Raw genomic sequence first — 12,536 nt, 5'->3', positions numbered from 1 at the left:
TTCTCCACTCGACTATTTCGGATACGATTTCAGATCGTACACCAGGGGCGAATACTCAGAGCCGCGACCCGATCCCGGATCCGTCGCCGGTCGTGTCCCGTATGAAGGAGAAGCCGTCGGCGCCGACGGTCACCTCCGCCTCGTGGTCCTCCCGTCGGGCGAGCACCGGTTGCGGACGCCCGGCCAGGTCCAGGACGGGGGATGCCTCCGCGTACCAGGACGGCACCACCGGGTTGCCCCACCAGTCCCGCCGCTGGTTGTCCCGGACGTCCCAGGACAACACCGGGTGGTCCGGGTCCCCCGTGTAGTAGTCGGTCGTGTAGATCTCCACCCGATGCAGATCGGGATCGCGCACGTAGACGTAGAAGGCGTTGGACACCCCGTGCCTCCCGGGACCGCGCTCGATGTGCGTGGACCGGCGACGCGCGCCGAGCAGGTCGCACACGTGCAACACCTGACCGCGCTCGTGCGTGCCGAACGCGATGTGGTGCAGCCGCGGCCCGTCGCCGCCGGTCAGCGCGATGTCGTGCACCGTGTCCTTGCGGTGCAGCCAGGAGGCGTACAACGTCTCGTCCTCGCCCCGGATGTCCTCGGTCACCCGAAAGCCCAGGTCGCGATAGCAGCGCTCGGCCCGGGCCACGTCCGGCACCACGATGTTGAAGTGGTCCAGCCGCGCGATCGCGCCCGCGCCGTGCAGGTCGTAGCGCTGATGCAGGCGCGGCACGTGCTCGGCCTCGTAGAAGAACTCCAGCGGGAACCCCAACGGGTCCAGGACCCGTACGGCGGGCCCGATCCCGCGCGTCGCACCCGGCGCGCGGCGCTCGACCGGCACCCCCAGTGCCCGGTAGTAGCGCTCGGCGACGTCGACCTCCCGCGGCGCGCGCACCCGGTAGGCCAATGCGGCCAGTGCGCCGGCGGCCCCGCGCCGCAGCACCAGCGAATGGTGCAGAAACTCCTCGAACGCGCGCAGGTACACCGCGTCCTCGTCCTCGTGGGTGACCACCAGGCCCAGCAGGTCGACGTAGAACTCGCGGGACGCGGCCAGGTCGGTGACCACCAACTCGGCGTAGGCGGCGCGGACGATGTCCGGACAGCGCGGGGTCGCCGGGTCGGGGGCGGGCACGCCGGGGCCGGTGGCGGGTACGGGCGGAACGGCGGGAGTTGGCATCGGACTCTCCTCCTGTTCGAGGCGCCGGACCCGGCCGGCGCGATCGGCCCGGTCACCCGGGCCCGATCCGGAAGCTAGGGCGTGTCTTCAATCCCCCGTCGGGCTCCACGACGCCCGGTACGCACCTCGCCGCCCCGGAGAACCACCCGAATAGAACCACCATGCGGGCGCTTCTCCGACACGCCGATGCACGGCACCGGACGCCGCGGAGCCCGACGGGGGATTGAAGACACGCCCTGGCGGTCCACCGCAGGCCGGGGCCACGGTCGAGCGCGGACGGGATCCGGCGGGCACCCGGCCCGACACCGGGCCGGCGTCCCGGGTTCACGCGGCGCCGAAGCGGGCGGTGTGCAGCGGCGCCATGGCCACGTGTACGGCCTGCTGTGACGTGTAGAAGTCGATCGAGCGGTAGCCGCCCTCGTGACCGAGCCCCGAGGCCTTGATCCCGCCGAACGGCGTGCGCAGATCGCGGACGTTGTGCGAGTTGATCCACACCATGCCGGACTGGACGCTCTGCGCCACCCGGTGCGCCCGGCGGATGTCGTTGGTCCACACGTAGCCGGCCAGTCCGTAGCGGACCGCGTTGGCCAGCTCGATCGCCTCGGCCTCGTCCGCGAACGGGGTCAGCGCCACCACCGGTCCGAAGATCTCCTCCTGGAAGATCCGCGCGTGTGGCGGCACATCGCAAAAGACGGTCGGGGCCAGGTAGTTCCCGGTCGGCAGATGCGCGGGCCGGGAGCCGCCCGCGACCAGGCGAGCCTCGTGCCGGCCGACCTCCACATACGCCAACACCCGTTCGTAGTGTTCGGGATGCACCAGCGCGCCCACCTCGGTGGCCGGATCCTGCGGCGGGCCGACCACGATCCGCTCGGCGCGCGCGGCGAACCGCTCGACGAACTCGGCGTACACCCCTTGCTCGACCAGGATCCGCGAACCGGCGGTGCAGCGTTCGCCGTTGAGCGAGAACACGCCGAAGAGCGCGGCGTCGATCGCGTCGTCCAGGTCGGCGTCGGCGAACACGATCACCGGTGACTTGCCGCCGAGTTCCATCGACAGGCCCTTCAGGTGCCGGGCGGCCGAGCGGAAGATGCTCTGCCCGGTGGTGGTCTCGCCGGTGAACGAGATCAGCGGCACGTCCGGATGTTCGACCAGGGCCGCGCCCGCCTCTTCGCCGAATCCGCCGACCAGGTTGAACACGCCCCGCGGCAGGCCCGCTTCGGTGAGGATGTCCGCCCACAACGAAGCCGACAGCGGGGTGAACTCGGCCGGCTTGAGCACCACCGTGCAGCCGGCCGCCAGGGCCGGCGCCAGCTTCCACGACTCGAGCATGAACGGCGTGTTCCACGGCGTGATCAGCCCGGCGACCCCGATCGGGCGGCGATTGACGTAGTTGAGCTGGCGACCGGGCACCTGGTACGCCTCGTCGGCCTGACCGACGATCAGGTCCGCGAAGAAGCGGAAGTTCTCCGCGGCGCGCTGCGCCTGGCCCAGCGCCTGGGTGATCGGCAGACCGGTGTCGAAGGTCTCCAACTCGGCCAGCCGGGCGTCCCGACGCTCCACCCCGTCGGCGATGCGACGGAGCACCGCGGCCCGCTCCCCGGCCCGCGTCCCGGGCCACGGACCCGAGGTGAAGGCGCGCCGGGCGGCTTGCACCGCGGCGTCCACGTCAGCCGCCTTGCCCGCCGCCGCGGTGGCGTAGGGCAGGTTGGAGGCGGGGGCGCAGACCTCGAAGGTGGCGCCGTCCAGCGAGTCCACGTGCCGGCCGTCGATGAAATGACGCAACCGCGTGGGCAGCGCGGCGGGTACCCCGGAGTGCTGGACGGGAGTCGTCGTCGTGGGACTCATATCGCTTCTTCTCCAAAGGCCGGGTCGGTCAGCAGATCGGGCCGGCTCCGGGCGAGGGCGGTCACTTCCGCTCGGCCCCGCTCGGACAGCGGCAGCAGCGGTGGACGCACGAAGTCGGAGCCGATCAGGCCGCGTCGGTGCATCAGCCACTTGGCCGGCGCCGGGTTGGTCTCCACGAACAGCAGGTCCACCAGGGGATGGAGGGCGTAGTGCAATGCGCGGGCATGGCCCATGTCGCCCTCCTGGTAGGCCTCGTACATCCGCGCGACCGCGGCCGGTGCGATGTTGGCCAGCGCGGAGACGAAGCCCGCGCCGCCCAGGACGAGTACCGGCAGGCACAACAGTTCGATGCCGGACCAGACCAGCAGTTCGGGACCGGCGGCCTCGATCACCCGGGAGAAGTGCTCGAAGTCCCTGGTGGTCTCCTTGATGCCGACGATGTTCTCGTGCGCCCGGAAGAGCCGGGCCACGGTCTGCGGAGCGATCTCCACGGCGGTGCGAGCGGGCACGTTGTAGATCACCACGGGCAGGTCCGGGTACTCCCGGGCGACCGTGGAGTACCAGGAGAACAGCGCGTCCTGGGTGGGGCGCGCGTAGTACGGGGTGATGATCAGCACCGCGTCGGCGCCCGACTCCCGGGCGATTCCGGTCAGTTCCAGGGTCTCGTCGAGCTTGGCCGATCCGGTGCCCGGCAGGAACGGCACCCGGTCGTCGATCTCGGCGGCGACCGCCCGGATCGCCTCGGCGCGCTCGGCGAGGGTCTGCGCGGACGGCTCGCCGGTGGAGCCGCCGAGCGAGATGCCGTGCGAACCGGCCGCGATCTGCCAGCGGACCAGGCGGCGCAGCGCGGCGGTGTCGACCGCGCCCTCCGGGGTGAAGGGGGTGACCAGCGGGGCGATCGAGCCGCGGATCAGGGAAGGATCGGCGCGGTACTTCATCGGTGCTCCTCGCGAGTGGTGGTCGGGGCGGTGCCCTCACGGGCGGCGTCGGCGGGGGCTGTGATGCCGGCCGAGGCGTCGGGAGGGCGGGCGGCGGGGATGTCGGCAGGGGCGTCGGCGGCCCACGCGTGGTAGGCGGGCTCCCAGTCCGGCCCGAGCGGGTACAGACCGGCCAACTCCGCACCGGCGGCGACCTGTTCGGCGATGAAGCGCTCGCGGGACTCCTGCTGCTCGGCGGCCGGGAGGACTTCGGCGAGCAGGGCGGGCGGGATAACCACGGCACCGTCGTCGTCGGCCACCACGATGTCGCCGACCTGTACGGTGGCGCCGCCGCACGCGATGGTGACGTCGGTGTCCCAGGGCACGTGCAGGCGGCCGAGCACGGCGGGATGCGCGGCGGCGGCCAGTACGGGCAGGCCCAGCGCGGCCACGGCGGCGCTGTCCCGAACGGCGCCGTCGGTGACGATGCCCGCCGCACCGAGGGTGTGGGCGCGCAGCGCGAGGATGTCGCCCAGGGTGCCGGCGCCGGCCACGCCGCGCGCCTCCATCACCAGGACCTGGCCCGGCTCCAGCGAGTCGACGGCGCGTTTTTGCGCGTTGAAGCCGCCGCCGTGCTCGGCGAACAGGTCCTTGCGGAACGGGACATAGCGCAGTGTGCGGGCCGTGCCCACCAGGCGGGTCCCCGGGGTGAGGGCGCGGACGCCGTCGATCGAGACGGTGTCGAAGCCGCGGGCGCGCAGTTGCACGCTCAGCGTGGCCACGGCCACTCGGGTGAGCCGGGCGCGCAGCTCCTCGGTGAGGGTGGGTGGAGTGTCGGCGCCCGCGGGTTCCGCGGGCGGGGTGGGTCGCGGCGGCCCGGTGCGCTTCGTGGGGCGGGGCGGCCCGGTGCACGCGGGCCGGGTGCCGGTGGCGTCGGCCCGGGTGGCCGGGTCGACCCGGGGCGGCGCGCCCCACGCCCCGAGTTCCGGGCCGGCGACCACGTCGGTACGCAGCCTGCCGGTGCTGCGGTCGGGGGCGGCGAGGCTGTCCACCTCGACCTCGATGCGTTGGCCGAGTCCGGCCACCGACGCGCCGGCCGGGGTGCCGGTCAGGATCACGTCGCCGACCTCCAGGGTGAGCAGTCGGGACAGGTCCGCGACCAGCTCGGCGAAGCCGAACAGCAGCGTCGCGCTGTCGTCCTCCTGGACCAACTCCCCGTCCAGCCACGTGCGTACGCGCAGCGCGTCGGGTCGCAGGTCGGCCGCGGGCAGCAGAGTCGGTCCCAGCGGGGTGAAGCCGTCGCCGCCCTTGGCCCGCACGTTGGAACCGCGGTCCGCGTAGCGCAGGTCGTACAGACCCAGGTCGTTCGCCGCGGTCACCCAGCCGATGTGCGCCCATCCGTCGGTGGGTGACACGCGGTGCGCGGTGCGTCCGACGACCAGCGCGATCTCGCCCTCGAAGCCCAGCAGTTCGACGCCGGCCGGCCGCTCGACCGGGCCGGATCCGGTGAGCGAGCTGTTCGGTTTGAGGAAATACGAGGCATGGTCGGGGACACGGCCACGCTGGTGGGCGCGGGAGCGATAGTTGAGGTGTACGGCCAGCACCTTGCCGGGCCGCCGCCCGGTCGATGCGGTCACCGCGTCGTACGTCACTCGCCACCCCTTCGCGCCTGGATCGGCGATGCCATCTCGAAACATATATGATTCCGGATAGAATAATAGAGGTGATCTCGGTTGCGCTGTCAACCACCGCGACGGGAACGCTTGTTCGCCCGACGGGCGCGGGAGGAACCGGCGCGACGGTCGGGGGAGCGCGGAGGGCGTGCGTTGCGGCGCGGGCGAAGCGGCGGTGTGCCGACGGAAGCGGCGGGCCGGACCGGGCGAAGCGGCGTGAGGGGCCGACGGAGGCGGCGGGGCGTCGCCGACCACCCGTGCGGGCGGCGAGGGTGCGCACGTCGCAGCACGCGAAGGGCGACGCGGGGGACCGGGCGGGCGGGGCGAACTCGACTCGCGCGGACCCGGTGCGCCTGCGACGGGCGCTCTCCGGCGGCGGGTTGCCGCACCCGGACCACGGGGTGAAACGCGCGGGGTCGTATTCCGAGCCATGGCCGGTGTTGCCGCACCCGGACCACGGGGTGAAACGCGCGGGGTCGTATTCCGAGCCATGGCCGGTGTTGCCGCACCTGGACCACGGGGTGAAACGCGCGGTGTCGTATTCCGAGCCATGGCCGGTACGGAGGATGGTGGATCGGCGCGAGACGCGCGGAGCCGTACCTCTCGCAGGCGGCGCGACGACTACGGCCTCGGTCCCGCGCGGTCGACTACGGACTCGGGCTCGGGGTCGGAGCCGGACTCGGGGTCGATCCCGTCCGGTCGCCAAGCGCTTCGGGACGGCGATCGGGGCTCCGCGGACGCACTCGCGGAGCCCCGAGACACCCGGTCGCGGAGGAGGTGCCGAGACCGGGGGATGGTGGGTCAGCCGTGGTGGCCGCCGCCGACCAGGCTTCCGGTGTGGTTGCCGGCCTTGAAGTCGTCGTGCTCGTCCTCGCCGTCGAGGTTGAGGCAGACGTTTCCGAACGTCGGGTTGAGGACGCCGCCGCCGTTGATCGTGTTCCCGCACAGGTTGATCGGGATGTTGATCGGGACCTGCAGGTTGTTGCCGGACAGCACGCCCGGGGAGTCCACGGCCGCGCCGTCGGCCTCGGCGGCGGCGCTCGCGCCACCCGCGCCCGCCATGACCAGAGCGGCGGTGCCGGCGGCCAGTACGGTGGCCTTCTTGAACGAGTTCACTGGTGTCTCTCCGTATCGACGTTCGCGCCGCTCGGATGCGGCGCTCGTGCAATGCAACGAGGCCAAGTGCTCCAGGCAACCGGTCGGTGTCGACATTCACCCGAACGCCGGTCGGTGACCGGCGTGGGGGAGGCGATGGCCACGCGCGGCGGGCGTGGTCGAGGCGCACGAACCGGAGGCCGACGGTGCCCCGGTGGCCGCCGCGCCATTCCGTGTGCCCACGAGGACTACCGGGCGGAAGGCACCCGCGGTCCGCTCGGCCGGTGTCGTTCGGCCGGGCGGACCGCGGGTGTGGCGACCACCTCGTCAGGAGGTCGCCGCGGCGCCCGAAGGCGGGCCGGGCGCGGCGCTCTGGTGCGCCGCGAAATAGCGGACCAGGTCCGGGTCGAGCGGCGCCACCTCGGTACGCACGCCGCCCGCCCGCAACGAGGCGGTGGCGGCGACCCCCGCGGCCACCGCCTGTCGGGCGGCGATCGGCGAGGTGCGAGTGGGTCCGCCGTGGACCGCGAAGCGCAGGAACTCGGTGACCAGGGCCGGGTCCGCGCCGCCGTGCAGGCCGCCGCCGGGCACGTCCTCGCTGCGGTCGGCGTCGGCCCGGTAGCCGGAGCGGCGCAGGTTCCACAGCTTGATCGAGGGGTGGTCGTCCTCCAGGCCGTCGCCGAAGTTCTCCATCCGGCCCTCGTCGCCGATCACCGTGTAGTTGCGCCAGTAGTCCGGCGTGAAGTGGCACTGCTGGTAGCTGGCCAGGACACCGTTGTCGAGTCGGGTGAGCATCAGGCTGATGTCCTCCACGTCGACGATCGGATTGAGCCCGGTCATCGCCGTCGGCGGCCACACCTCGGGCGCGAACCCGTCCCGCGCCCGGGCCTCCTCCTCGACCCGGGTCGCCGGATCCCGGCCGGCGGCGGCGAGCACGGGCTCGCGCCGGGGGTTGCCGCCGTACACCGCCAGGTCGCCCATCGCGACCACGTCGTGCGAGTAGCCGCCGGCCAACCAGTGGATCACGTCCAGGTCGTGCGCACCCTTCTGGAGCAACAGGCCGGTGGTGCGCGCGCGTTCGGCGTGCCAGTCCTTGAAGTAGAAGTCGCCGCCGTGCCCGACGAAGTGTCGGCACCACACCGAGCGGACCCGGCCGATCGCGCCCTCGTCGATCAACTCGCGCATCCGCCGCAACATCGGCAGGTGACGCAGGTTGTGCCCGACGTACAACCTGGTCCCGCTCTCGTGCGCGGCGTACAGCAGGCGGTCGCAGTCGGGCACCGTGATGGCCAGCGGCTTCTCCACGAACACCGGCACCCCGGCGGTCAGGAAGAACAGTGCGGGCTCGACGTGTCGATCGTCCGGGGTCAGCACGAAGACGGCGTCGAGGCGGTCGTCGAGCATGCGTCGATGGTCGGTGTGCACGGCGACGTCCGGGCCGAACAGGGCGACGGCGTCGGCCCGGCCGCGCGCGGCGGGGTCGGCGCAGGAGACCACCCGGGCCCGGCCCGGCCGATTCGCCTCGACGGCCAGACCGGCGCGCTGTCCCACCCCGACCACGCCCACGCGTAGCTCGCTCATCGCGTCAGTGCCCCAGCGTGGCGCGCAGCGCGGGCTGGAGCAGGTCCCCGTGCGCGCGGGCCATGTCGTCGCACAGGTCCCAGATGCGTTCGACGGGCAACGCGGCGGCGGTGGCCGGGTCGGCCATCACCGCGTGTCGGATGTGCCGCGGGTCGTCCTCCAACGCGGCGCGCACGACCAGGTCGTTCACGCTCAGGTAGGCGCGGTTGAGCGCGGCGCACTGCGGCGGCAGCGCTCCCACGCGGGTGGGCTGCACACCCAACGCGTCCACCAGGCACGGTACTTCGACGATGCCGTCGGCGGGCAGGTTGTCGATCAGCCCATGGTTGGGCACGTTGCCGTAGACCGTGCGCGGGGTTCCGGTGACGATGCTGTGGATGATCTGCGGCGCGTACTCCATCGTGGACTCCACCGGGACCGGGTCCCCGGCGGCCAGCGCGCGGCGGGTCTCCTCGTAGGCGGCCATGTTCTCGTCGACGATGCCGAGATAGGCGCCGACCGGCAGCCGGAGCCGGGTGATCTCGCTGTCGTGGCCCAGGTACCAGGGCACGTACTCGCTGGAGTGCTCGCTGGTCTCGGTCGGGTAGTAGCCCAGCCGGCGGTACATGTCCACCCGTACCCGGCGCCGCAGTTCGGCGTCCTCGGCGATGAGCGCGTCCAACTTCGGGTACAGGTCGGTGCCGTTGTGCTCGAAACGCAGCACCCAGGCCTGGTGGTTGACGCCGGCGGCGCGGTAGTCGACCTCCTCATAGGGGATCCCGACCAGTTCCGCCAGGCCCTGCATGGTCCAGTAGACCGAGTGGCACAGGCCCACCACGCGGGTCAGGCCGGTGGCCCGGGTGAGGTAACCCACGTTCATCGCCATCGGGTTGGTGTAGTTCAGCAACCACGCGTCCGGGCAGATCTCGGCGATGTCCTCGCCCAGGGCCCGCAACACCGGGAAGGTGCGCAGCGCGCGGAAGATGCCGCCGACGCCGAGCGTGTCGCCGATGGTCTGGCGCAGACCGTAGCCGGCGGGCACCTCGAAGTCCGTCCGGGTGGCCTCGCGCATGCCGACCTGGACGATGTTGATCACGAAGTGGGCGCCGGCGAGCGCCTCGCGGCGATCGATGTGCGTGCTGATCACCGGATCCGCGTCGCGCTCCTTCGCGATCAGGCGGGCCGCGCCCCGCGCGGTGGCCAGCCGCTCCGGGTCGATGTCGTGCAGCGCGATGTGCGCCTGCCGCAACTCCGGGAAGGCGAAGAGGTCGGCCAGCAGCCCCTGGGTGAACACGACGCTGCCGGCGCCGACGAAGACGATCTTGGTGCGGGTCATCACTGGTTCTTTCCGTTGCGGGCGACGGCTGCGACAGCCTCGTCCCAGGTGGGTTGGGCCGGCGTGCCGCCGTGCGCCCGGGTGGACAGGGCACCGCACGCGGCGGCGAGTTCGAGTGCTCGGCCGGGCGACTCGCCGGCGAGCAGGGCGGCGAGGTACCCGGCGTCGAAGCTGTCGCCGGCGCCGACCGTGTCCAGCGGTCGGGCCGGGATGCCCCGGGTGCGCAGTACGCTGCGGCCGTCGTGCGCGAAGGCGCCCTCACCGCCGTTCTTGACCACCACCAACGGGCCCTGGGCGGCCAGCCGTTCGGCCGCCTGCTCCGGGGTTCCGGCGGGCATCCGGGCCAGCGCCAGAGCCTCCCGCGCGTTGGGCAACAGGACGTCGACGGTGGGCAGTACGGCGGCCAGGCCGGTGGGATCCCAGCGCCCGGAGGGGTCGTCGTTGGTGTCCAGGGAGGTGCCGGCGCCGTGCGCGCGGGCGGTGCGCAGCAGGTCGGGCAGGGCCATCGCGAGTTTGGGCATCAGGAAATAGGACGCCGCGTGCACGTGCCTGCTGCGGGTGAGCAACTCCGCGGGGACGTCCTCGGGTCCGGTGTCGTCCAGGGTGCCGGCCGCGGTGAGGATCGCGCGGTCGCCGTCGGCCCGGGTCAGCACCGTGGTCAGCGGCGTGGACAGGGTCGGATCCACGCGCAGCGCCGCGGTGTCCACGCCCCGATCGGTCAGTGCGGCGCGGACGAAGCGCCCGGCGTCGTCGTCGCCGACACGGCCGGCGATCGCGACGCGCAGCCCGAGCCGGGCCGCTCCGCACGCGGTGATCGCGGCGGAGCCGCCGAGGGTGAGCAGGCCGGTGGAAACGAGTTGTTCGCGTTGGCCGAAGGCCAACGGCTCGTCGAGGGGACCGAGCACGACATCGGGATTGGCGTCACCGATGACGAGCAGATCGAAGGTGTGCGGCATCGAACTTCCCGGGTGCGAATGGAGCGGACGGCACGGACGGTGCCGGGGGCGGGGCGGGGCGGGGCAGGGCGGGGGCAGGGGCGGAGCGAGGCCGGGGGTTGTGTCCCCGGGAGGGTCGAACTCCCGGGACACCGCTAACCCTTGAGCCCGCTCGAGGTGATGGACTGGATGAACGCCTTCTGTGCGCCGAGGAAGGCCAGCAGCACCGGAAGCACGGTGATCACGTTGCCCGCCATGACGGCGGCCCACTGGGTGTGGTGCTGCCCCTGGAAGGTGGTCAGGCCCAGTTGCAGGGTGTACTGGGTGTCGTGGTTGATCGCGATCAGCGGCCAGGTCAGGTCGTTCCAGGTGGTCAGGAAGGTGAGCACGGCGACGGTGCTCAGCGCGGGTCGGGACAGCGGCAGCACGATCAGGATCAGCACCCGCAGCCTGGAACAGCCGTCGATCCAGGCGGCCTCCTCCAACTCCCGGGGCAGGGACAGGAAGAACTGACGCAGCAGGAACACCGCGAAGGGCGTCACCAACGAGGGAATGATCAGCGCGCCCAGCGTGTCGATCAGGCCCAACCGCTTCATGATCAGGAACGTCGGGATCATGGTGAGCTGGAACGGGATCGCCATGGTGGCCAGCATCGCCACCATCAGCACCCGCGAACCGGCGAACCGCATCCGGGCGAACGCGTAGCCGCCCAACGCCCCGAACAGCAGGTTGGAGGCGACCGCGACCGCCGAGACGATCAGCGAATTCATGAACCAGCGCGGGAACATCGCGTTGCCCAGGACGTAGCGGTATCCACCGAGATGGATCCCCGAGGGCCACAACGCGGGTGGGAACCGGTTGATCTCCGCGTTGGTCATCACCGAACTGAGCACCAGCCACACCAACGGCAGCGCGAACAGCAGGGACAACGGTGCGAGCAGCAGATGCCAGGGACTGAACGGCAACCACCGGCGCCGGCGCGGCTCGGGACGCGACCGGTCCTGCGGGCGGGCCGCCTCGATCGGTACGGCGGTGGTCACGGTCACTTGGCGGCCCCCTCGACGACGACGGCACCGGGCTTGCGAGCGCGCACGAACCGCGTGCCCAGCCCGATGACCAGCAGGGCCGCGGCGAGCACGTAGGCCGCCGCCGCGCCGTACCCGGCGGTGAAGTTCTTGAACGCCTGCTCCCAGATGAAGTAGACGATGACGGTGGTGGACCCCAACGGCCCGCCCTTGGTGGTGACATAGACCAGGTCGAAGACCTGGAGCGCGTTGATCGTCTGCCACAACAACAGGAAGACGGTGACCGGCGTGAGTGTCGGGAGCACCACGTGCCGCAGCAGTTGCCATCGCCCGGCGCCGTCGAGGCGGGCCGCCTCCAGCAACGACGGTGGCACGTCCTGGAGCGCCGCGAGATAGATCACCACGCAAAACCCGGTGCCGCTCCACACCGAGATCGCCACCAGGACGAGCAACGCCTGGCCGGGGTCGGTGAGGAAGCCCTGCCGGCCGATGCCCAGCGCGTGCAGGACCGAGTTGGCCGCGCCGAACTCCGGATCCAGGATGAAGGAGAACAACACCCCCTGGGCCGTGGCCGAGATGACGAACGGCACGAAGATGAGCGTGCGGTACAGCCCGACCAGGCGGATCCTGCGGTTCAGCACCAGGGCCAGGAACAGCCCGAAGGCCATGCTCAGCGGCACGTACAACGCGGTGTACAGCAGCGTGTTGCGTACGGCCTGGCTGAAGTGCGGGTCCTGGGTCAGCGCGTCATAGTTGTCCAGGCCCACCCATCGACTGGGCGTCACCAGGTCGTCGGCCCGGAAGGACAGCAGCAGCGACCACACGAAGGGCACCACGCTCAGGCCCAGGATGACCACGACGGCCGGAAGGATGTACGCCCAGGCGGTCGCCGATTCGCGCCGGCGTCCGCGGCGCGGGGTGCGGCGTTGTCGATCGTGGTCCGACAGCGTGAGTGGAGCGGGCAGTGATGACATGGGGAGCT

10 protein-coding genes are annotated in these 12,536 nt (G+C 71.9%); all 10 read right to left on the bottom strand.

Annotation, left to right across the window (positions count from 1 at the left end; translation table 11 throughout):
• Window positions 1-55 precede the first annotated feature (55 nt).
• Window positions 56-1,168 carry a 3,4-dihydroxyphenylacetate 2,3-dioxygenase gene (gene hpaD, locus ACWCPW_RS36965; protein ID WP_449765947.1) on the bottom strand — a complete coding sequence of 371 codons (1,113 nt, stop codon included), beginning with the start codon at window positions 1,166-1,168 and terminating at the stop codon, window positions 56-58.
• Between the two features lie 324 nt (window positions 1,169-1,492).
• Window positions 1,493-3,013 (bottom strand): 5-carboxymethyl-2-hydroxymuconate semialdehyde dehydrogenase, encoded by a 1,521-nt coding sequence (hpaE, locus tag ACWCPW_RS36960; protein WP_449765946.1) that lies wholly within the window; start codon window positions 3,011-3,013, stop codon window positions 1,493-1,495.
• Window positions 3,010-3,951 carry a 4-hydroxy-tetrahydrodipicolinate synthase gene (gene dapA / locus ACWCPW_RS36955; protein WP_449765945.1) on the bottom strand — a complete coding sequence of 314 codons (942 nt, stop codon included), beginning with the start codon at window positions 3,949-3,951 and terminating at the stop codon, window positions 3,010-3,012. The genes hpaE and dapA overlap by 4 nt, the downstream gene beginning before the upstream one ends.
• Window positions 3,948-5,582 (bottom strand): fumarylacetoacetate hydrolase family protein, encoded by a 1,635-nt coding sequence (locus tag ACWCPW_RS36950; protein ID WP_449765944.1) that lies wholly within the window; start codon window positions 5,580-5,582, stop codon window positions 3,948-3,950. Before ACWCPW_RS36950 ends, dapA begins: the two co-directional genes overlap by 4 nt.
• Before the next feature lie 822 nt (window positions 5,583-6,404).
• Window positions 6,405-6,719: a chaplin gene (locus ACWCPW_RS36945; RefSeq protein ID WP_449765943.1), complete on the bottom strand. Its 315-nt coding sequence runs from the start codon at window positions 6,717-6,719 to the stop codon at window positions 6,405-6,407.
• A gap of 306 nt (window positions 6,720-7,025) precedes the next feature.
• Window positions 7,026-8,279, bottom strand: coding sequence for a Gfo/Idh/MocA family protein (locus ACWCPW_RS36940; RefSeq protein WP_449765942.1), 1,254 nt, complete (start codon window positions 8,277-8,279; stop codon window positions 7,026-7,028).
• Window positions 8,280-8,283: 4 nt separating this feature from the next.
• A complete protein-coding gene (gene melA, locus ACWCPW_RS36935) occupies window positions 8,284-9,594 on the bottom strand; it encodes an alpha-galactosidase (protein WP_449765941.1) in 1,311 nt (436 codons plus the stop codon).
• Window positions 9,594-10,550 (bottom strand): carbohydrate kinase family protein, encoded by a 957-nt coding sequence (locus ACWCPW_RS36930; protein WP_449765940.1) that lies wholly within the window; start codon window positions 10,548-10,550, stop codon window positions 9,594-9,596. The genes melA and ACWCPW_RS36930 overlap by 1 nt, the downstream gene beginning before the upstream one ends.
• A gap of 134 nt (window positions 10,551-10,684) precedes the next feature.
• On the bottom strand, window positions 10,685-11,575 hold the full coding sequence (locus ACWCPW_RS36925; protein WP_449765939.1) for a carbohydrate ABC transporter permease: 891 nt from the start codon (window positions 11,573-11,575) through the stop codon (window positions 10,685-10,687).
• Window positions 11,572-12,528, bottom strand: a complete 957-nt coding sequence (locus ACWCPW_RS36920) for a carbohydrate ABC transporter permease (protein ID WP_449765938.1) — start codon at window positions 12,526-12,528, stop codon at window positions 11,572-11,574. Before ACWCPW_RS36920 ends, ACWCPW_RS36925 begins: the two co-directional genes overlap by 4 nt.
• Window positions 12,529-12,536: the final 8 nt, after the last annotated feature.

Source organism: Embleya sp. NPDC001921, assembly GCF_053594475.1.
This window is presented reverse-complemented; position numbering and strand designations above follow the sequence as displayed.

What these genes read in the sequence shown, in the direction of transcription:
- hpaD (WP_449765947.1), bottom strand. Translation starts at nt 1,168, where the DNA reads ATGCCAACTCCCGCCGTTCCGCCCGTACCCGCCACCGGCCCCGGCGTG.
- hpaE (WP_449765946.1), bottom strand. Translation starts at nt 3,013, where the DNA reads ATGAGTCCCACGACGACGACTCCCGTCCAGCACTCCGGGGTACCCGCC.
- dapA (WP_449765945.1), bottom strand. Translation starts at nt 3,951, where the DNA reads ATGAAGTACCGCGCCGATCCTTCCCTGATCCGCGGCTCGATCGCCCCG.
- ACWCPW_RS36940 (WP_449765942.1), bottom strand. Translation starts at nt 8,279, where the DNA reads ATGAGCGAGCTACGCGTGGGCGTGGTCGGGGTGGGACAGCGCGCCGGT.
- melA (WP_449765941.1), bottom strand. Translation starts at nt 9,594, where the DNA reads ATGACCCGCACCAAGATCGTCTTCGTCGGCGCCGGCAGCGTCGTGTTC.
- ACWCPW_RS36930 (WP_449765940.1), bottom strand. Translation starts at nt 10,550, where the DNA reads ATGCCGCACACCTTCGATCTGCTCGTCATCGGTGACGCCAATCCCGAT.
- ACWCPW_RS36920 (WP_449765938.1), bottom strand. Translation starts at nt 12,528, where the DNA reads ATGTCATCACTGCCCGCTCCACTCACGCTGTCGGACCACGATCGACAA.